The sequence below is a fragment of the Sorangium sp. So ce295 genome, assembly GCF_051527405.1.
GTDB lineage: Bacteria > Myxococcota_A > Polyangia > Polyangiales > Polyangiaceae > Sorangium > Sorangium cellulosum_B.
This window is the reverse complement of the sequence record NZ_CP150324.1, coordinates 717,912-738,404: the sequence shown is the minus strand read 5'-3', so window position 1 is coordinate 738,404 and position 20,493 is coordinate 717,912. Positions and strand designations below refer to the sequence as shown.

At 71.4% G+C, this 20,493-nt stretch carries 16 protein-coding genes; 5 read left to right on the top strand and 11 right to left on the bottom strand.

Annotated features, from left to right (window positions below; all coding sequences use genetic code 11):
• Positions 1-293: 293 nt before the first annotated feature.
• The 4 genes from WMF11_RS02790 to WMF11_RS02775 all read right to left on the bottom strand — a co-directional run bounded on the left by WMF11_RS02790 (position 294) and on the right by WMF11_RS02775 (position 5,174).
• Positions 294-1,844, bottom strand: coding sequence for a L,D-transpeptidase (locus WMF11_RS02790; protein ID WP_437976320.1), 1,551 nt, complete (start codon positions 1,842-1,844; stop codon positions 294-296).
• 134 nt (positions 1,845-1,978) lie between these two features.
• On the bottom strand, positions 1,979-2,878 hold the full coding sequence (locus WMF11_RS02785; protein WP_437976319.1) for a hypothetical protein: 900 nt from the start codon (positions 2,876-2,878) through the stop codon (positions 1,979-1,981).
• Between the two features lie 23 nt (positions 2,879-2,901).
• Positions 2,902-4,434: a S53 family peptidase gene (locus WMF11_RS02780; protein WP_437976318.1), complete on the bottom strand. Its 1,533-nt coding sequence runs from the start codon at positions 4,432-4,434 to the stop codon at positions 2,902-2,904.
• Between the two features lie 119 nt (positions 4,435-4,553).
• Positions 4,554-5,174, bottom strand: a complete 621-nt coding sequence (locus WMF11_RS02775; RefSeq protein WP_437976317.1) for a hypothetical protein — start codon at positions 5,172-5,174, stop codon at positions 4,554-4,556.
• A gap of 358 nt (positions 5,175-5,532) precedes the next feature.
• Between WMF11_RS02775 and WMF11_RS02770 the strand changes: the two genes are divergently transcribed.
• From WMF11_RS02770 to WMF11_RS02760, 3 genes are all read left to right on the top strand, one after another.
• The gene (locus tag WMF11_RS02770) at positions 5,533-6,462 is read left to right on the top strand and encodes a homocysteine S-methyltransferase family protein (protein ID WP_437976316.1); all 930 of its coding nucleotides are present in this window, start codon (positions 5,533-5,535) and stop codon (positions 6,460-6,462) included.
• A gap of 166 nt (positions 6,463-6,628) precedes the next feature.
• Positions 6,629-7,318 (top strand): glutathione S-transferase N-terminal domain-containing protein, encoded by a 690-nt coding sequence (locus WMF11_RS02765; protein WP_437906860.1) that lies wholly within the window; start codon positions 6,629-6,631, stop codon positions 7,316-7,318.
• Between the two features lie 498 nt (positions 7,319-7,816).
• Positions 7,817-8,488 carry a hypothetical protein gene (locus WMF11_RS02760; RefSeq protein ID WP_437976315.1) on the top strand — a complete coding sequence of 224 codons (672 nt, stop codon included), beginning with the start codon at positions 7,817-7,819 and terminating at the stop codon, positions 8,486-8,488.
• 297 nt (positions 8,489-8,785) lie between these two features.
• Here WMF11_RS02760 and purU read toward each other — a convergent pair whose 3' ends face one another.
• From purU to WMF11_RS02745, 3 genes are all read right to left on the bottom strand, one after another.
• On the bottom strand, positions 8,786-9,691 hold the full coding sequence (gene purU / locus WMF11_RS02755) for a formyltetrahydrofolate deformylase (RefSeq protein ID WP_437906858.1): 906 nt from the start codon (positions 9,689-9,691) through the stop codon (positions 8,786-8,788).
• Between the two features lie 101 nt (positions 9,692-9,792).
• On the bottom strand, positions 9,793-10,530 hold the full coding sequence (locus tag WMF11_RS02750) for a histidine phosphatase family protein (protein WP_437549220.1): 738 nt from the start codon (positions 10,528-10,530) through the stop codon (positions 9,793-9,795).
• A 122-nt stretch (positions 10,531-10,652) separates the two neighbouring features.
• Positions 10,653-10,958, bottom strand: coding sequence for a hypothetical protein (locus tag WMF11_RS02745; RefSeq protein WP_012233127.1), 306 nt, complete (start codon positions 10,956-10,958; stop codon positions 10,653-10,655).
• Between the two features lie 354 nt (positions 10,959-11,312).
• Here WMF11_RS02745 and WMF11_RS02740 point away from each other — a divergent pair, with 354 nt between their 5' ends.
• Entirely contained in the window at positions 11,313-11,918 is a 606-nt protein-coding gene (locus WMF11_RS02740; protein WP_437906856.1) for a hypothetical protein, read from the top strand.
• 78 nt (positions 11,919-11,996) lie between these two features.
• Here the strand turns inward: WMF11_RS02740 and mgtE are convergent, their stop codons facing one another.
• Positions 11,997-13,331: a magnesium transporter gene (gene mgtE / locus WMF11_RS02735; RefSeq protein WP_437906855.1), complete on the bottom strand. Its 1,335-nt coding sequence runs from the start codon at positions 13,329-13,331 to the stop codon at positions 11,997-11,999.
• Positions 13,332-13,703: 372 nt separating this feature from the next.
• Positions 13,704-14,483, bottom strand: coding sequence for a Maf family protein (locus tag WMF11_RS02730; RefSeq protein WP_437906854.1), 780 nt, complete (start codon positions 14,481-14,483; stop codon positions 13,704-13,706).
• Between the two features lie 178 nt (positions 14,484-14,661).
• Between WMF11_RS02730 and WMF11_RS02725 the strand changes: the two genes are divergently transcribed.
• Entirely contained in the window at positions 14,662-16,389 is a 1,728-nt protein-coding gene (locus tag WMF11_RS02725; RefSeq protein WP_437976314.1) for a right-handed parallel beta-helix repeat-containing protein, read from the top strand.
• Positions 16,390-16,405: 16 nt separating this feature from the next.
• On the opposite strand, the gene WMF11_RS02720 is transcribed toward WMF11_RS02725, so the two are convergent.
• Positions 16,406-18,595: a bifunctional alpha,alpha-trehalose-phosphate synthase (UDP-forming)/trehalose-phosphatase gene (locus WMF11_RS02720; protein WP_437976313.1), complete on the bottom strand. Its 2,190-nt coding sequence runs from the start codon at positions 18,593-18,595 to the stop codon at positions 16,406-16,408.
• A gap of 99 nt (positions 18,596-18,694) precedes the next feature.
• A complete protein-coding gene (locus WMF11_RS02715) occupies positions 18,695-20,401 on the bottom strand; it encodes a serine/threonine protein kinase (protein WP_437976312.1) in 1,707 nt (568 codons plus the stop codon).
• Positions 20,402-20,493: the final 92 nt, after the last annotated feature.

Sequence of the window (20,493 nt, the reverse complement as noted above, 5' to 3'; positions counted from 1 at the left end):
CGGGATGGATGGAGTTTGCAGCCGGCGCGGTTACCCCGGGGTCAAGAGATGATTTGGCCGGCAGCTCCGCGGTGCCGAGTCGGCCTGCGCGTCAGCGCTCCACGACCCCGCCTATCGGCCAAGCCATGTCAAGCAGGATGGGTCAAGCCGAAGCGTCGACTTCGTGCTCATGGCGCTTCCTGCTCAATCTTCCGGCTGGCTCGCAGAGACCGAGCTGGCTCGGCGCCGCCCCGCCCGGCCTTGAGTTGGGCACCTTCCGCGTGGTGACCGCGGGGGAGCTGCCCACGTCGGGGCTAAGCGTGGATGTACACGAGCGTCCCGCCCTTGTCGTTGAACGCGGCGTGCCAGCCCTCGGGGACGGGGGGATCGGTCCACGCGAACAGCCACGCCGCGTCGGCGGGCGCGAGGTTCACGCAACCGCTGCTCCGCACCTTGCCGAACGCGTCGTGCCAGTAGACGCCGTGCAGCGCATAGCTGTTGTGGAAGTACTGGACATAGGGCACGTCCCGCAGATCGACGGACGACTCGCTGAGATCGTCGCCGTCCATCGTCGCCGTGACGTGCTTCTCGCGGATGAAGAACGTGCCCTGCACGGTGGCGCTGGTGGTCGCGGGATCGCCGAGCTCGCCCCTGCCCGTCGAGACGAGGGTCGCGAAGACGGGGCGCTCGCCCTCGTAGGCGACGAGCGTCTGGAGCTCGATGGAGATGTCGATCCACTTCCTTCCGCGCGCCGCGTGCCCCCAGAAGTCGCGGCCCAGCCGCGCGACCCGCAACGCGGACGCGGGGATCCACACGCCCGCGTCGGTCTCCGCGTAGGCGCCGCCGGCGGCCGTCTTGCCGGTTAGCACCCAGCCGGAGCGGTGCGCCGCCCAGCCGTCCGGCTTGAGCTCGCCCGAGGCGTCCGGCTTCAGCGTGCGCACCCCGTGGTGCATGACGAACGCGGGGGTCCCCTCGCTCTTCACCTCCACGCCGCGCATCGCCGTGGGGGCGACGGCCGAGGTGCGATCGATCGGGATGAGGTCGAGCTCGGTCGTCAGGCCGAAGCGCCGCCCTGTCCACGCGAAGGTGGAGATCAAGCCGAAGGCCGAGTCGGCCCGCGCGCGCCCTCGGTGCGCGGGGAAGCGGACCTTCTCGGCAGCGCCGGGCGGCTTGGGCAGGTCGCGGCGGTTCGCGAAGAAGGGCGTGAGCGGCTCCGGCTCGCCCAGGAGCGCCTCGTCGCGGCGGGACCACGCGGGGGTGCCCTGGGCGCGCGAGCGCCCCTCGACGCGCCGCTGCTCGGCCTCGCTGGGCAGGTGAACATAGAGGTGCGGCGGCGGCTTCCGCGACACGACGTACCGGTACGGATACGGCTCGCCCCGGCGCGGGCCGGCCGGCGTCGCAGCGACGATGTCGTGGTCCAGGTCGAGCGAGGCGCCCTTGCCGACGCACACGAAGCCGCGGGGATGGATGGCGTACCACCCGCCGGCGCACCCCGCGTCGCCCGACGGCGCCGCCGCGCGCTCGACGAGCGCGCCGGCCCGGAGGTAACCGAGCTTGAGCGCGCCGCGCTCGGGCGCGGCGTACACGAACGTGCGCATGGCGATGCTCGCGAGCTTGTCGCCGCGCCCGGGCCGCAGCGCCTCCCTGGACGCCGCGGGCTCGGCCTCGACATCCGCGCCGCCGTCCAGCGGCACCACGACGCCCGCGGCGGCGAGCGCCGGCTGCGCGGCGGCCGAGCGCCCCGGCGGCTCCTCGCCCGGGCCGCAGGCCGCCACGAGCGCCGACGCGGCGAGCGCAGGCGCGCGCAGCAGCCGATCCAGACCACCGCGGCGGCGCGCGCGCGCATCCGGGAAAGAGCAAGCCATGACGAGCAACGGGCCTCGTCTAGCTCAGAGGCCGCCCGCCGACCAGACCGCCCGCGCGGCGCGACCTCTCGACCCGCCGAGCAGCCACGGCAGTTCAGCGCGCGCTCCCCCACCCCTCGCGTCGCCGAGGGCACTTACCAGCGCGCGTCGCCGTCGATCAGCCAATCCAGCGCCCTTCGGGTCTCCTCGGCGACAGGCCCGTCGTACCGGTGGCCGGCCTCCTTGCTGCGCGCCACGCGAGTTTGCACCCCCGCTTTCTCCAGGCGCGCCGCGGCCGCTGCAGCGGCGCCGCCGCACCCGGCCTGCGCGCAGACGAAGAGGACCCGCTGCCCACCGCCGTCCGCGAACGCCTTGGCCGTCGCGGGGGTCCACTTGTCGTGTCCGCCCTCGACCAGCACCAGGCGCGGGAAGAGCGCCGCCCGGCGCGCGGCGATCGCAGAGCCCATGATCGCGCCCAGCGAGAAGCCTGTGTAGAGCACCGCGCCGGGATCCACGTGCTCGGGAAAGCGCGCCCGCAGCGCCGCGAGCCCCGCGTCGATCTCCTGCTCCAGGCGGGCGTTGCTCTCGTACGTGAAGCGGACGTCGCTCGCCGACGGCGAATCGGGCCGCGCGACGCCCCTCGGACACAGGACGAAGACGCCGTCTCCCGCGATGTCGCGCCACACCTGGCACTGCCACTCGGGCCGATCGTAGTTGCCGTGCGACGCGATGAGCACGGGACGCCGCGCGGTGGCGCCGATCGGCACCGACACCACGGCGCTCGGAAACCCCTCGACGGCGAGCTCCACGAACGGCGCGTCCGCGCGGAGCGGCGCGGCCCCCGCAGCAGCAGCAGCGTCCCCGGCGGCGGCCGCGGGCGTCGCGCCGCCGTCCGCGGCCTGCGCTGCCTGTTTCCGCGCCGGGGCGGGCGCGACGCTGGGCGGCGCGGGCGCCGGACCGGCGGAGCGGCCTGAGCGGTCACAGCCGAGCGCCGCCGCCGCGAGGAGCGGCAGCGACACGAGCGAGAGGAAGAGGAACGTGACAGGGAACGCCATCCGACCCAGAGGATGACGCTTTCCTACGGGAGCGCCTCCGCGAGCTTGTCCGCGAGCGGCGCGCCCCAGCCGGTCGGATAGTCCCAGCCGGGCCCCGCGCTGAACCCCTCGGCGGTCTTGCCCTCGGCGATGTCGCGGAACGCGGCCTGCACCCCCGCATCGGTGTAAAGCGCCCGGTTCAGCCACCCGGCGACGGGCTTGCCCTGCGCGATCCGGTGGCTGTTCACCGACGCCATCAGCCCGGCGAACACCGGCGCCGCAAACGAGGTGCCGCCGCGCTGATCCCACTCGCCCAGGAAGTAGAGCCAGTACGGGAAGTCCGACGACGCGCTCAGCGCGACGTCGGAGACCGCGCGCGTGCCCTGCGCGTCCGTCACGACGCTCTCCTGCCACCACGGCGTATCGAAGGCGCGCGATCGGCCCGAGCCGGAGCCGCGCCACGCCACCTCGCGCGCGACCTCGCCGCCGTCGCCGAGCTCGAGCACCGTCCCGCCGACGCACGTCACATACGGGCTCGACGACGGCACGTCGGGCCTGCTCGAGTCGCCGCTCGCGACGACGATCGTCATCCCGAGCGCCGCGCCCATGCGCGCCGCCTCGTTGTATTGCTCGCGGATCGGCTGCGCCTCCGTCTCCTCGCGGTGCGCGAACGACGTCGAGAGCACCGACACCTCGCCGGCGGCGATCGCCTCGTTCCACGCATAGAGGATGGAGTGGGTGCGCGCGTCCGGCCCCTGGTACGCGATGAGCTCCGCCATGGGCGCCATCACGCCCGACCACTGCATGTCCAGCGTGCTCTCGATATAACGCGTGGAGATCGGATCCGCGGTGACCACTTCCTCGGGGTTATCGCGCGAGACGCCGAACGACCGCCAGAACGACTGGAGATCCCGGGTCTTGAACGTCGCCCCGACAACGACGCCGAGCTTCACGCCCTGCCCGCTGTGGCCGGCGGTGTGGAGCGCTTCGACCCCATAGGCCCGCGCGATCTGCGCGGGCGTGTACCCCTGCTCCGGCTCCGGCGGTGGCTCCTCCTCGATCGCGCCCCCCTCGGCCGGGAGCGGCTCGGTGTCGGCGGGGATCTCGACCGAGATGACGCCCGACGCGAGGTCGATGATCCGCTGCGGCGGCCTGAGCGGATCGAGCGCGCCGTACGTGCGGAGCGGCTTGCCGCCGGCCGCGGGGTTCTCGCGCTCGAAGTCGCGGAGCTCGGTGTCAAACGCGGTATTGAACTGCTCGACCGTGCCCGCGAACTCGAGCAGGAGCCGGTTCTTGGACCGCCGCCGGATCTCCATCCCCTGCTTGACGAGCCAGTCTTCGACGGCCGCGATGTCGCTCTCGGACGGGGCGTGGCGCTCCATCCAGGTCTCGACCGACATGTACTTCCGGAACGTGTCCGGCTTCCCGGGATCGTACATGTCCTCGATCGCGCTCTCGAGCCCGGGGACATCCCGGGTCGGGAACCCCATCAGCGCGCGGAAGCGGTCCTCCTCCGGCGCCGCGCCGAAGTCCATGTAGATCCCCGCGAGCGGCCGGGGAAGGCCGCTCGGGAGCACGGGTCCGTCTTTCCCGCACGCTGTGCCCCCGAGGGCGAGCAGCGCAGCGCACCAAACCGAGAGCGAACGCATCAACGAGGCCCTGCGAGCGAGGGGGGAAGGAGTCCGTCAGGCGCGTCTCAGCACCACACGTGCTCGATGAGGTAGCAGGTGTAGGTCCCCGGCTTCCATGTCTCGGGGCGCCCGCCGGTCGTGTTGTCGGTACATACCTCGCAGTACGCGTGGATGCAGTCGGGGTCGGTGCTCTGCGGCTTCGCCCCGGGGCCCGCCGGGGGCTCCTCGGAGTAGAAGAACCCGTCGGTCCTCAGCTGGTCGAGCTCGCTCTCCGACAGCTTGCCGAAGGCGGTCTCGTCCGAGGAGATGCTGAACCGATCGTCCGACGCCTCGGTCAGGACGGGCGCCCGGTAGTCGCCGTAGTCCGCCTGCTCGATGGCGGCCATCTGCTCCGAGAGCAAGATCTCCTTGCCGTCGGCGGTGGAGAGCTTGATGCGCGCGTAGTCGATGGCCCCCCCCGAGTAATCGAGGGCGTAGACCGTGTCCCGGCTCATGTCGAGGCTCAGGAACTCGCTCGTCTCGAGGGCCTTCGAGACCTCCGCCTGGGTGATCCGCTCGTGCGCCACCGCGTCATCGACGGGGGCCTCCTCCGACGCGCCGCATCCGGTGAAACCGGCCGCTGCGATGACGCCGAGCGCAACACTGAGAGCGAGCGATTTGGAAGAACGGATGGACTGTCGAATCATGATGGCGTTCCTTTCTGATGGGCTCACTGACGGCGCTCGCCTGGCCTCGCGCGGCCAGCGGGAGCTCCCCCATGTCGGTCCTGCGTCGGTCCTGCAAACGATCGCTTGCTTGTCAGACGCCACGACTCCGGCGAGTCGAGTGGAATGAGGGGAAGATGAATTCATTTCAACGGTGCCGCAGGCCCCCCATACCTGGCAAGTAATTTCCCGGCGCGAAAGACAATTCCATCGTTCTTTCTGCGGCACAGTGGTCGGGACGGTGCACCGTGCGGGGCCTCGCTTACCCCGAGCCGCGGACGGGCCATGACCCGACTCAGGGGTTGCGGTGGGAGCCGGCCGCGGACATACCGGAGCCTACATGGAGGACGTGGCCAGATCGCCGTTCGGTTCCGCTGCTGTGTCCGCCGAGGCTGCCATCGTGGTCCTCGACGGCCCGCTCGGGACCGAGCTCGCCGCGCGCGGGGTCGAGACGCCGGCGCCGCTCTGGAGCGCCGCGGCCCTGCTCGATGCGCGCGGCCGCGACGTGGTCCGCGCGATCCATCGGGATTACGCGCGCGCAGGCGCGACGGTGCACACGGCGAACACGTTCCGCACCAGGCGGAGGCAGGCGGGCGCCGCCTGGGCCGAGCTGACAGCGCGCGCGGTCTCGCTGGCGCGCGAGGCCGTGCGCGGCGAGGGCCCACGGCACCGGGTCGCCGGCAGCATCGCGCCGATCGAGGATTGCTACCGGCCCGACCTGAGCCCGGCCGACGCGCGGCAGGAGCACCGCGAGCTCGTGCAGGCGCTCGCGAGGGCGGGCGTCGACCTCCTCCTCTGCGAGACGTTCCCGCACGTCGGCGAGGCGCTCGTGGCGCTGGAGGAGGCGGTCGCCACGGGCGTCGAAGCATGGGTGTCGTTCACGGCGGGTCCGGGGTCGGATCTGCTCTCGCCCGAGGACATCGGGCTCGCCGCGCGGGAGGCGGCCGCCCGCGGCGCGAGGGCCGTGCTCGTCAACTGCACCCCTGCGACTCGCACGCTCGCGCACATCGAGCGGCTCGCGGCGTGCGGCGTCCCGTTCGGGGCCTACGCGAACGCAGGCGCGGAGGCCGAGGGGCTCGGCTGGGGCGTCGGCGTCGACCAGCGCGGCTCGGCGGCCGCGCGTTATGCGGAGCTCGCGCGCCGCTGGCTCGAGGCGGGCGCCACGATCGTGGGCGGGTGCTGCGGGACGGGGCCCGGGCACATCGCGGCGCTGCGCGCGCTTGTCGACGGGGCGAGGCCCGCGCGCGAACCGGCGGGATCGCCGCGCTGAGGCCACGCGCCCAAACGCCGGTTGCTCCCCACGGGGCGACGTGCCACCGATTGTCCGACGGGCCGGGCGGCCAGCGCGAAGCGGCGCGGCGCCCGGCAGACACGATCCATCGCCTGAGACAGCACGCCGTCGCGATCGGCGACGACCGACGGACACGGAGCGCAAGATGATCGATCTCTATTACTGGCCCACCCCGAACGGCTGGAAGATCAGCATAATGCTCGAGGAGACGGGCCTCCCCTACAAGCTCGTCCCGGTCAACATCGGGCGTGGCGAGCAGTTCAAGCCGGAGTTCCTCGCGATCAGCCCCAACAACCGGATGCCCGCCATCGTCGATCACGATCCTCCGGGCGGCGGGGCGCCGATCTCCGTGTTCGAGTCGGGCGCGATCCTGCTCTACCTCGCGGAGAAGACGGGCCAGTTCATCCCCTCGGACGTCCGCGGTCGTCACGAGGTGACCCAGTGGCTCATGTGGCAGATGGGCGGCCTCGGCCCCATGAGCGGCCAGGCGGGCCATTTCAATCACTATGCGCCGGAGAAGATCCCCTATGCGATCGAGCGCTATACCAAGGAGGTACGCCGGCTCTATGGCGTGATGGACAAGCGGCTCGCGGACCGGCCTTTCCTGGCGGGCGAGTACTCGATTGCCGACATGGCGAGCTATCCCTGGGCGATGGCGCACGAGCGGTACGGGGTGTCGGCCGACGAGCTCCCGAACTTCAAGCGTTGGGTCGATGCGGTGCGCGCGAGGCCCGCCGTCGAGCGCGGGCTCGCGGTCGGAAATGAGCTGCGGAACGCGAGCCAGCCCATCGACGACGAGGCGAAGAAGTGGCTGTTCGGGAAGAAGCCCGAGTGAGCCGACCGTCCCGCACGCGCAGGGACCGCGCCCCCCGCGATTGCGCGGTGGTGCGCCCTGGGCGCGCGGCGCCTCGCTGACGGACTGCGACCGGGGCGGACAAACCAAGCTCCAGCGAGCCGTCCAGCGCGCCAGCGCGCCACGCGCGCCGCACCCCAGAGCGTCCTGAGCAGGGCGGGGCCACCAGCGCAGCGCGCCCTGCCGTCAGGGCTTCACCTGGCGCGCCGGGCCGCTGGTGCGCCCTGGCTGGACCCGACACCTCCTTTCGCCGGAGAAAAGGGCAACGAGCGCTCCTCGACGATCCGCTCAGCCCGGATCGCGCGGGCTCCGCTGCGGGGCGCCGATCGCGCGAGCGCGCTGCATTGACGCCCTCGCGGACGTCAAGCACGCCGGGAGCGGAAACGTCTGCACAGCTCCGCCAGGCACACACTCTGCTCTGCGGTGAGCCAGAGATGTCTGGGCCTGGTGGGCCCTCGCGGACATCGGGGGGAAACGATCATGTCGATGCATAGCAAGATGCTGGTGCCTGCATTTCTTTTGGCTGCTCTGGCCGCCGGTTGTGCGGTGAATACGGACGACGCGGACCTCGATCAGAGCGATCTCGGTGACGACGAGATCGGGGCCGTCGAGCAAGCGTTGGAGGAGGAGCGAGGCGGATACCTGGGGATGGGCGCGGCGCAGCTCGCGCCCGGACAGGCCCAGATGGGCCCGAGCAAGGGCCAGATGTTCCCCAGCAAGGGCGAGCTCGGACCGAGCAAGGGCGGGATGTTCCCCAGCAAGGGCGAGCTCGGCCCGAGCAAGGGCCAGCTGTTCCCCAGCAAGGGCGAGATCGGCCCGAGCAAGGGCGGGATGTTCCCCAGCAAGGGCGCGCTCGGACCGAGCAAGGGTGAGGTGTTCCCTGGCAAGGGCGCGCTCGTGCCGAGCCAGGCCGGGATGTTCCCCGGGCAGGCTCAGATGCCGTCCAAGGCCGGGTTCGGCGGATATGCCGGCCAGCAATCCAGCCAGGGTATGCAGGGCTATGCTGGTCAGCAGGCCGGCCTTGGCCAGTCGGCCGTCGCCGGGCAGATCGGGCCCTCCGTCATCGGGCAGATCGGGCCCTCCGTCATCGGGCAGATCGGACCCTCCGTCACGGGCCAGATCACCGCGCCCGGCCAGCAGGGCCGGCCGTAACGCCTCGCGCGCGCGCTCGTCGGGCTCCCAGGAGAGCACGCCCGGGCGCGCGCACTTCACCCGCGCTCGATCGCCCAGGTTGCCCCGACTGCCAGGTCGGTCGGGGCATTGTCTGGAGATCTACAGCGCTCTCCGCCCCTCTCTGCACCATCCAGAGCAGAGCCGCAGAGCGGCGGTCACCCGCACAGGAGACGGGCCCAGATCGGCGTTTTCGGCGCGGAAGCGCACTCCGGTGCGCTGAGCACCGAAAACCTCGAGATGGGCCCGTATCCGAAGCGGGTGACCGCCGCTCTAGCTCTAAAAGACGACGGTGCGGCGGCCTTCTACGATGACCCGCCGCTCCAGGTGCGCCCGGACGGCGCGAGAGAGGACGAGCCGCTCCACGTCACGCCCCATCCGGGTCATCTCCTCGGGGCCCATCTGGTGATTCACGCGCGCCACGTCCTGCTCGATGATCGGCCCCTGATCCAGGTCCCGCGTCGCATAATGCGCCGTCGCGCCGATGAGCTTCACGCCGCGCGCGTGCGCCTGGTGGTAAGGCTTCGCGCCCTGGAACGCGGGCAGGAAGCCGTGGTGGATGTTGATGACGGGCGGCGCCTCATCGAGCATCTGCTCGGAGAGGATTTGCATGTACCGCGCCAGCACGACGAGATCGACATGGTGCCTCTTCAGCAGGTGAAGCACCTGACGCTCCTGCTCGCGCTTGGTCTCCGGGGTGATCGGGATGCAGAAGAAAGGGATTCGAAAGCTCTCGGCCACCGCCTCGAGCGTGGGGTGGTTGGAGATCACGAGCGGGATCTCGCAGCGAAGCTCGCCCGCGCGCTGCCGGAGCACCAGATCGTAGAGACACGCGGGATCCCTTGTGACGAGGATCGCCATCTTCGGGACGTGATCGCTGTATTCCACCGACCATCGCGCCGAGAGCGACGCGGCGAGCTCGCGAAAGGCGGCCTCGATCGCGCCGCGGGTGGCCGAGCCGCCCAGGGCGGCGACGGCGGCCGGCGAGGCGAGGCCGGACAGATCGACGACGAGACGCATGAAGAAGCGCGGGCCCTCGTCCATGAACGCATCGGTGTGATTGCTCGCGTCGATGATGTTCAGGCCGATGTCGTAGAAGAACCCCGCGAGTCGCGCGACGAGACCGGGCTGGTCGGGAGCGGCGATGAGGAACGTTGCGTGAACGGGACCCGTCATACGGGTCATGTAGCTCGCCCCGAGGCGGAGGCGCAAGCGCGAGGGCCGCGAGGGACCACGGGCGGGCGGCTGCCTGTCCGCCAGGCGGCGTGGCTGCCTGGCCGCGCGTGCTAGCGCCCCTCGCCGCTCTCGGAGGACGGCGGCCCAGACGGATCATCCACGAGCCTCGGCGCCAGCGTGGAGAGCTCCGCCCAGGGGATGCGCACGGTCCGCTCGACGTCGCGCAGGTGCGCGCTGTCGTTGTAATAGATGAGGTGCCAGGCCTCGGCCCGACCCCAGCGCCGCCTTCGCTGCCAGTGGGTGAGCGAGGTGTGGCGGGTGGCGAAGTGCGCGCTCGGGAAGGCGAGCGCGTTCATCCTGAAGAAGTGGAGGAACGCGACGTCGATGAAGCCGCCGTGGGTGACGACGACGATCGTCCGCCCCTCGTGCTCACGGGTGACGCGATCGAGGGCGACGGAGACCCGCAGCATGAACTGAGCCCAGCTCTCTCCACCGGGGCTCGCCGGCCGGTACGGCTCGCGCTCGAAATCGATCGCGTAGCGCACCATCGCCTCGCCGACCGGCATCCCGTCCGCCTCGCCGGGGCGGAGCTCCTGCACCTCGTCGTCGAGCGTGACGGGCAGCCCCAGGGCGGGAGCGACGATCTCGGCCGTCTGCTGCGCCCGGCGATAGGTGCTGGCGATCAGGACGTCGGCGGGGATCTCGCGCGTCGCGGCCAGGCGATCGCGCAAGCGCTCCGCCTGGAGCACGCCGAGCTGCGTCAGCCCGGTGTCGCCGCGCATCCCGCCCACGATATGGTTCACGTTGACCTGCGCTTCTCCATGCCGGATGAGATAGAGGTTCGTCACGATCTGAGCCTCCGAGGCGCGCGACCTTGTGGGGGGAGGGCCGCGCGGGGCGGTCCGCGCTCGCTAGGAAGAGCAAGGCCCTCCTCGAATGTCAAGGGTTTGTACCGCCGCCGCGCGGGCGCTCAGGGACAGCCGTGGAAGAGCGCGAAGATGGCCGCGCTCTCGGAGCAGACCTGCTCGTCGCGCAGGGCGCTGCAGAAGTCGTCCTCCGTCAGGAAGGTCTTCTTTCCGGTGCTGCCCTCGATGCAGGAGATCGAATAGACGAACCGCGAGGCGCCCTCCCCGGGCAAGCCTGGGATCTCCAGCTCGGAGCCCTCGCCCACCTGCGAGCCGCTGCCACCCGCGTCCTCCGGCGGATCGACGCCGAGCAACGGGAGCACCAAGATGGGAAAAATGCTGAAGAGACCGGCCACGAAATTCGGGATCATGGGTTTACCTCCAACGTCGATAGAAAGGCACCCTCGTGCGAGGTGGCCATTGCAGCTGCCAAATCCAACATGCATCCGACAGGCCAGCTCCGGTCATGTCCGCCCATTGCACAGCGCGCGAGCGCGGGGCGAGCCCGCGCGCGCGCCATCGATCGGATCGAATGCGCGGCCGCCTGCCCCGTCCGGGTCGGAGGGCCGCGCGGGCCGCCGCCGCGTGATCGCGGCGGGCCGGACCGGCCCGCCTGGGCGCGGCGCGCCGGACCGGCCCGCCCCGGCGCGGCGCGGCGCGCTGCGCCGCCCTTGCCAGCCCGCTCGGACATGGCCTACAAGGCGGGCCCTCTGAAGGAGACTTTCATGCACCGTCGCAGCTTCATCGCGGCCGCGCTGCTCGGCTTCGCGGCCCTCGCCGGGTGCGGGCCGCGCTGGCGCGTCGTGACCCAGGCGAGCCCCGACACGTTCGTCGGCCAGCGGTATTTCGCCCTGATGCCCATCGACTACGTGGGCCTCTTCATCCTCGACCAGCGCGAGGACCAGTACCTCGCCGGCAAGGACGCCGACGATCACCAGCGCTTCGTGGAGGACAAGGAGACCATCAACGAGGAGTTCACGAAGGCCCTGGTCGCCGCCGCCCAGGAAGAGGGCATCGAGGTCGCGCCGTCCGACGGCCACACGTCGGCGCCGTTCGTGATCAAGCCCTATGTCGGCTACATGAATCCAGGCTTCTACGCGGTCGTCTCCTCGGCCCCGAGCCAGATCCGGCTGACGCTCCGGCTCACGACGCCGGACGGCCGGGTGCTCGATGAGGTCCAGTTCTCGAGCCGCACGGCGTCGCCCATCCCGAACACGAGCCTGAGCTCCGCGGACGCGGACAAGCTGAAGCCCGGCGGCCGCTGGCGCGAGGACGCGCGCGTGATCGGCGCGTATGTGGCGCGCTACCTCGCGTCGCGCGTCAGCCCCTAGGCCCCCGCGGCCGGGGCTCTCCCCGGCCGCGCGCTTCGGGGAAGCCCCAGGGAAGCGCGCGGGGGGCGCTCGCCCGCTTCACAGCAGCACCCCGCGGAGCAGGAGCTCGGCCACGCTGAAGTAGATCACGAGGCCGGAGACGTCGACGAGGGTCGCGACGAACGGGGCCGAGGCGCTCGCCGGGTCGAAGCGGAGCGCCCGGAGCACGAACGGCAGGAGCGCCCCCGCCAGCGTGCCCCAGGTCACGACGCCGACCAGGCTGATCGCGACGGTCAGGGCGAGGAGCCCGTAGTGCGGGCCATAGGCCCCGAAGAGCTTCTCCCAGGCGATGACGCGCGCGAAGCCGATGGCGCCGAGGATCCCGCCGAGCGCGAGGCCCGACGCGAGCTCCCGGCGGCTGACGCGCCAGAAGTCGGCGAGCCGGATCTCGCCGAGCGCCATCGCCCGGATGACCAGCGTCGTCGCCTGAGAGCCGGAGTTGCCCCCGCTCGAGATGATGAGCGGCACGAAGAGGGCGAGCACGACGGCGCGGGCGATCTCGCTCTCGTAGTGCCCCATCGCCGTGGCGGTGAGGAGCTCGCCCACGAACAGGGCGGACAGCCAGCCCGCGCGCTTGCCGAGCATCCTGGAGAGGGGGGTCCGGAGGTAGGGCGCGTCGAGCGCCTGCATGCCGCCGAGCTTCTGGATGTCCTCGGTCGCCTCCTCTTCCACGACGTCCACGATGTCGTCCGCCGTGACGATCCCCTTCATCCGACCCTCGCTGTCGACGACGGGTATCGCCACGAGATCGTGCTCCGCGAAGGTCCGCGCCACCGCCTCCTGGTCGGCGTCCTCGTTGACCGACACGACGTCGGTCTTCATGACATCGCTGACGCGCCGGTCGCCGGGGGCGATCATGAGCTGCCGGAGCGACACCACGCCGCGCAGCCGCTGCTCGGCGTCGAGCACATAACCGTAGTAGATGGTCTCGAGGTGATCCCTGGCCTGCCGCTTGAGGTAGCTGATCGCCTGGTCGACCGTCGCCTCCGGCCGCACGCGCGCGAACCACGGGCTCATGAGCCCGCCGGCCTCGTCCTCGGCGTACGCGAGGAGCGCGATCACCTCGCGCCGCGTCGGCTCGTCCAGCAGGGAGAGGAGCTCCGCCTGGTCGGCCGGCGACACCTCGAGGAGGAGGTCCGCCACGTCGTCGGGCGCGAGCAGGCGGAGCCATAGCTTGCGTTCGCCCCTCGTGAGGCCCGCGAGGAGCGCGGCCTGGTCGGCCGTGGGGAGACCCTCGAAGAAATCCTCCGCCTCCTCGCGCCGCAGGCGGCGATAGGCCTGCACCCGCTCCTCGTTCTGCAGGGCCGACCAGGACAGCGTCAGATCAGCCGCCGTGAGCGCCTCGGCCGCGTTGAAGGGCGGGCGTTCCATCATCGCCTCACCTCGTCGAGCGCCTGGCCCGCCCCGTCGGCGTCGCCCGGCAGAAGATGCTCATTCGTGAGGGCCCAGCGGCAGGCTCGACCCTGGAACCACGATTAGCAACGCGCGCGCCACGGCCGCCCCTCCCTGGGAGCCCCGGCACGCACAGCGCCGCGGCCCCCCGCCTGCGCCGCCGGACAGCGTAGCGCCTGGAGCAGCCGGCAACTTCCTGGCTCCCTCGGGCTTCTTCTCGGCGCTCGGATCGCGGCGACGCGCAATGGCGCGTTTTGGCGGGAACCTACCGGTTCTCCCAGGATGCAGGCTCTTTCTCTGGCCTGCGTGGAGCCCGCCGGCGCTCTCTCTGACGTTCTGCGCGCGCGCCGGCGCTCAGGCGCGCGCGGGCGGGTCGAGCCGATCGACCCCGAAGCGGCGCAGGAGGCGGCAGAGCGGGACGAGCGGCAGCCCCACGATGGCCGCCTCGTCGGCGTGGCGCACGTCGTCGAACAGCCACGGTCCGTGCTTCTCGAAGAGGTATCCTCCCGCGCTGCCGATGGGCCGATCCAGCTCGACATAGCGGCGGATCTGCGCGCGGCCGAGCGGGCGGACGCGGAGCTCCACCGTGACGATCTCGGCCAGCGTCCGCGGCTCGCCGGCCGCGAGCGGCACCCCCGGCGGCGCGTGCACCGCGACGGCGGTGTGGAGCGCGTGGACGCGCCCCGAGAGCCGCCCGAGCTGGTCTGCCGCCTCGTCGAGCGAGGCCGGCTTGCGGAGGAGCTCCCCATCGAGCTCGAGCGCCTGATCGGCGCCGATGATCAAGGCGCCTTCCCGCGCGGGCGCGAGGCTCAGCGCCTTCCCCTCCGCGAAGAGGCGGGCGCACGCGAGGGGCGGCATCCCCTCGGGCGCGATCTCCTCGAACGCCGGCGCGACGGCCTCGTACGCGAGCCCGAGGCGATCGAGGAGCGCCCTCCGGAAGGGCGACGTGGAGGCGAGGACAACCGGGAACATGGTCGGCTCCATGGCACGGAACGACGCGCGCGCCGAGAGGAACCGCCCGCCTCGCCCCTCGCGCTCCTCCAGCCCCTCGCGCTCCTCCCGCTCCTCCCGCGCTTCACCCGCGTAGCCCTGCTCTTCACGCTCTTCGCGGCGTTCGCACCGATTTGCTTTCATTTACCAAAATTTATCGAGAAATGGCAGACGACACGGATTCTCAGCAATGGTGACAGCCGCTGTGGACACGGGAATAGCGGCAGGAATTCCTGCCGTCAGGTGTCGCCTGAATTACCCATCATGCATTTCATTAAAAAGCAGCTTGCACTCGGACTCTACAGCACGCGACAGTACGCCAATGCAGCAACTCAACACAAGGCACCTCGTCACACTCTCTCTCGTCGCGCCGGGCATCGGGCTCTCCGTGCTGCTCGCCGCCTCGCCGGCGAGCGCAGCGACGTACGAGGTGGGGCGGGGCAAGCCTTATGCGAGCCTCGCGGAGGTCGCCCCTCGCCTCGCTGCCGGGGACGTGGTTCTGGTCGAGGGCGACGCGACCTATCCGGGGGATCTGTTCTTCAAGAAGTCGGGCACCGAGGCGCAGAAGATCACGATCCGCGGCGTCCGCGTGAACGGCCGCCGCCCTGTCCTATCGGGGGGGACGAACACCGTGATCTTCGCTGGCAATCACTATACCTTCGAAGGCTTCGACATCACCGGCGGCTCGAGCCGCTGCGTGTTCCACAAGGCGCACGACATCACGATCCGCGACTCGGTGGTGCACGACTGCGCCGGGCACGGGATCCTCGGCGCCGACTCCGAGTCGGGCTCCCTCACGCTGGAGTACGTCGAGGTCTATGCTTGCGGCTCGGGCGACACCAGGCACCCCATCTACATCGCTACCGACGAGGAGACGCGCCTCGGCTCGGTGTTCCGCATGCGGCACTGCTATGTGCACGACGGCAATGGCGGCAACAGCGTGAAGAGCCGCGCGGAGCGGAACGAGATCTATTACAACTGGATCGAGGGCGCGAAATACCACGAGCTCGAGCTGATCGGGCCGGACGGCCAGGACGAGGGGCTCGCGCGCGAGGACTCCGACGTCGTCGGCAATGTCATCGTCAAGACCGGCCAGCACTTCGCGGTGCGCGTCGGGGGCGACGGCACGGGGCAGACGTGGGGTCGCTTCCGGTTCGTCAACAACACCTTCCTGCTCGCCCCCGGGTCGCGGCCGGCGATCAGGATGTTCGACGGGATCGAGAGCGTCGAGATGAGCAACAACGTGTTCTATCGGCGCGGCGGGGGCGGCGTGGAGGTCTATGTCGACAGGAGCGCGACCTGGAAGACCGGAACGGCGTTGATCTCGGGCGCGAACAACTGGGTGCCCACCGGCTCCTCGGCCCTCCCCGCGGCGTGGACGGGCACGGTGCAGAGCACCGACCCCGGCTTCACCAACCTCAGCTCGCTGGACCTCCGCCCGGCGTCGAACAGCCCGCTCGTCAACGCCGGCTCCAGCGCGATGCCGAGCCCGGCAGGGTACCCCTTCCCGAAGCCGCTCACCGCGCCGCAGTCCTCGCCCAGGAGGGGCGTGCGCACGGCCAGCGGACCGCTGCAGCGGCCGGTCGCTGGCGCGATCGACATCGGAGCCTACGAGTCCGGCTCCGGCCTCGCGGCGCTCGCCATGAGGGCCGCGGACAGCGATCGGGACCTCGACGACAGCGACAGCAGAGCCGCAGAGGAGGGGTGGAACGTCGACGGCTATGCCGCCCCGAGCGACGGTGAGGCGGACGCCAGCGACGCCGACGCCAGCGACGCCGACGACGGCGATGCCAGCGACGCCGACGCGGAAAGCGACGCGTCCGCCGGCGACTGCGCCGCGGACGGCGACGACACCGCGGCGCGCGCCGCTGCGTGCTCCGAGGCCGCGCAGGGCAGCGCGGACGCTCCGCGCGGCGCCCACGCCAGCGCGTGCAGCGTCGGCGGGGCGCTCGCGGGCGGCCCGGTCGCCGGCTCGGGGGCGTTCGTCGCCGGGGCGGCGGCGCTCCTCGGCGCCGCCCTCCGGCGGCGCGGTCGCCGCCCCGGGGCGTGAGCCGCGGCGCGAGCCCTCAGGCGATGAGCGCGCGCAGCAAGCGACGCGCCGAGGCCGGGTCGGGCAGCTGAAACGCCGCGGAGCTCTCCCCGCCGCCCACGTGGATCGTGAGCGCGGTCGGGGGGAGCGCCGCGAACAGATCCTCGTCGGTCCTGTCGTCGCCGAGCGCGATCACCACCGCGTCGGGCCCCATCGTGGCGAGCACCCGCGGCACGATCACCCCCTTGTTGACCCCGCGGAGCCGCACCTCCAGCACCTTCCGGCCCGGGATGAGCTCGAGATCGTGCTCGCGCAGCGCCTCGGCGAGCTCCAGGGGCACCTCGCGGGCCGTCTGGCTGGCGAGCTCCGGGTCGGCGGCCCGGTAGTGCCACGCGATCGAGACCCTCTTCTCCTCGATGAAGCTGCCCGCCGTGCGGTCGACGAAGCCCTGGAGGACGTCGCGGACCCTCGGCTTCCAGTCGAGCGCCGCCTCGCGGAGCGCGACCCAGGGCTCTCCGGGCGCGCCGCGGGAGAAGAACCCGTGCTCCGCGTGGAGGCTGATGGGCAGCTCGCCCAGCCACCGCTCGAGGTCCTCGCGCGGCCGGCCGCTCACCACGTGCACCTGCGTCCGCGGGCGCGCCGCGAGCTCGCGCAGCTCGGTGACGAGCGCCTCGTCCGGCTGAGCGAGCTCGGGCATGGCCTCGAGGGGGACCAGCGTGCCGTCGTAGTCGAGCATCACGATCAGCGACGCCGCGCTGCGCGCGCTCGCGATCGTGCTCCCCTGGGGCGCGCCCTCCGGCCGCCGGGCGGCCCCCACCGCGGGCGGGGCGCCGCCCGCGCGCTCGAGATCGTTCAGGAAGCGGTGCGACCAGCGGTGCGCGTCGTGCGTCATGACGCGGCGCCGGAGCGCTTGCATCCGGACGCGCTGCTCGGACGGCGGCATGACGAGCGCCCGCTGGATCGTCGACGCCACCGCGTCGATGTCGTGCGGGTTCACCAGGAGCGCCTCGATCAGCTCGGCGGCCGCGCCCGCGAACTCGCTCAGCACGAGCGCGCCGGTGTCGTCGAGCCGCGAGGCCACGTACTCCTTGCAGACGAGGTTCATCCCGTCGCGCAGCGGCGTCACCATCATCACGTCGGCCGCGAGGTAGAGCGCGACGACCCCGGCCATGGGCATCGACCGGTGCAGGAAGTGGATGGGGACATCGTCGAGCGTCCCGTAGCTGCCGTTGATGCGGCCGACGAGCTCGTTCACGACGCGCCGGAACTCGGCGTAGGCGTCGACGCTCTCGCGCGTCGGCACCGCGAGCTGGATGAACCGGACCTTGCTCCGGAGCTCGGGCTCGCGCTCCAGGAAGCGCTCGATCGCGAGCATGCGCCGCGGGATGCCCTTCGTGTAGTCGAGCCGATCGACGCCGAGCACGATCTTCCGGCCCTGGGCGCTCTCGCGGATGCGCCGCGCCTCGGCGCGGACCTCCTCGTCCCGCGCGAGCCGCACGAACTCGTCGACGTCGATGCTGACCGGATAGGCGCCGAGCCGCACCCGCCGCCCCTCGTACGCGAGCGTCTCCAGGTCGGGATCGAGCCCGAGCACGCGCGCGGCGGAGTAGACGAAGTGGTACCGATAGGCCGTCGTGTGAAACCCGACGACGTCGGCGCCGAGCATGCCGCGCAGCACCTGCTCCCGCCAGGGCAGGATCCGGAAGACCTCGGCCGCGGGGAAAGGGATGTGCAGGAAGAAGCCGATCCGCGCGTCGGGGATGCGCCGCCGCAACATCGCCGGCACCAGCGTGAGCTGGTAGTCGTGGATCCACACCCTGTCGCCCGGCCTGTACCGGGCGACGATGGCCTCGGCGAAGCGCTCGTTCACCTCGCGGTAGCTCTCCCAGTCGTGCCGGGCGTCGAGGTGCAGCTTCTCGACGAGGTAGTGGAACAGCGGCCACAGGACGCCGTTCGAGAAGCCGTCGTAGTAACGGTTCACCTCGGCCGAGGTGAGGTGCACCGGGACCGCGCCGAGCTGCTCGAGCCGATCCTCGACCTCTCGGCGCTGCTCGTCGGTGAGGCGCGCGAGGTCACCCGGCCATCCGAGCCAGAGGCCGCCGTGGCGCTCGTGAGGGCCCCGGAGCGCGGTCACGAGGCCGCCCGCCGAGGGGACGACGGAGACGTCCCCCTGATCGGCGCGGACGGTCACCGGAAGGCGGTTCGAGACGATGAGCAGGCGGGACATGCGCGGCCAGGAAGCTAGCGCATGGCCCCTGCACCACGCCCTTGCGGCGCGGTGAAATCAGGGGCTAGCCGATGGTGCTCGTCGGGCGCGCCCTGATCGCTACCGGTCGACCCGGATCGACGGCGCCGTGTTCTCCGGAGGGCTGGGCTTCGATGTGGCCGTGGGCGCTGCGGGGCGAACGGGCCGGCCCCAGTTTCGCCTGCCGCCCGAGCTCGTGTTCGACGGCGCGTCCTCGGTCTTCGCGGGCGCGGCCACCTGCGCGAGCCGCGCGACGGTCTGCACGGACATCTCCGACGGCCCCTGCACGATGGAGTAGGGCTGGAAGCCTTCCTTCTGCAGGGTCAGCCGGCGAGGCGACGCGCGCACCTCGTCGTTCGTGATCGAGAGCTGGAGCGGCGTCTGCCCGAGCGATTTCCCGTCCTCCAGGACGTCGGCGCCCGGCGGGATCGACTCGATGATCAGCATGAACGAGGGCGCGCCCTTGTGCTCGCCGGGCGTGCCGGTCGCCGCGGGCGCCGTCGTTGGCGCGGTCGCGACCTCGGGCGTGGCCTCGGTCTGCGCGGGCTTGCGGGTCAGCATGAACGCGCCCGCCGCCACGACGACCGCGCCGATGGCGGCGAGGATCACCGCCTTGCGCCCGCCGCCGGAGGGGGCCTCGTGCGCGCCGGTCGCGCCCTTGGACGCGCCCGCCGCGGTCGCGGCGGCGCCCGGGCCCGAGCCGACGCCGGAGGTGCGGCCGCTCGGATCGTCATCACTCGACGGCGCCGGGAGCGTCACCGCGTCCTTGAGCGCTTGCACCGTGGACGAACGCGACGAGATCTGCACGCCGGGCAGCGACTCGAACGAGGTGATCTGCGTGCCGCCGAACGCGGTCGTCACGCCCATGCCGCGGGCGCACTCGCCGAGGCCCTGGATGAGGGCGTCCATCGTCGCGGGCCGGCCGTCCGGATCCTTCGCGAGACAGCGCATCACGAGCGCCTCGAGCGGCTCCGGGATGTCGACGTCCGGGTTCCGCTCCTTCATGCGCGGCACCGGCTGCTGGAGGTGCGCCATCAGGATCTGGATGGACTTCTCGGACTCGAACGGGACCTTCCCGCAGAGCATCTGGTAGAGGATGACGCCGAGCGAGTAGATGTCGGTCCTGAGATCGACCTTGCCGTGCGAGATCTGCTCCGGCGACATGAAGCGGGGCGAGCCCAGGAACGCGCCCTGCTGCGTGAGCTCCTCCGAGTCGTCGCCGAGCTGCTTCACGAGGCCGAAGTCGAGGATCTTGACCGCCTCCTCCGCGTCCTCGTTGGAGACGAGCATGACGTTCGACGGCTTGAGGTCGCGGTGGACGACGCCGTGCTTGTGCGCCTCGCGCAGCCCGCGCGCGATCTGCCGCGCGATGCGCATCGCCTCGGGCGGCGGCAGGCGCCCCTGCCGGCGCACGCGCCGGAAGAGCGTCTCGCCCTCGAGGAACTCCATCGCCATGAAGAACCGCTCCTGATCGTCGGCCTCGATGCGGCCGTAGTCGAAGACGGTGACGATGTTCGGGTGCTGGAGGCGCGCGAGGATGCTCGCTTCGAGGAAGAAGCGCTTGTGGAAGTTCGGGTCGAGCTGCCGCGAGGCCTGGTTGGGGATCAAGACCTTGATCGCCACCTGGCGCCCGAGCGGGAGCTGCTCGCCGCGATAGATCGTGCCCATGCCGCCGGTCGCGAGCTGGGAAAGGATCTTGAACTTTCCGTTGAGCACCTTTCCGAGCAACGGATCGATCGGCTCGCTGCGCGCTACTTCATCGACGACGTTTTCGTTGGCACCACTCATATGAACTCCGTCGCCTTCCCCGTGCGGGCGCGGGCGAGCCCTCCCCTCGGTGACGATGCCTCGCGATGCGTGAGCCTGGACCTCATGATCGT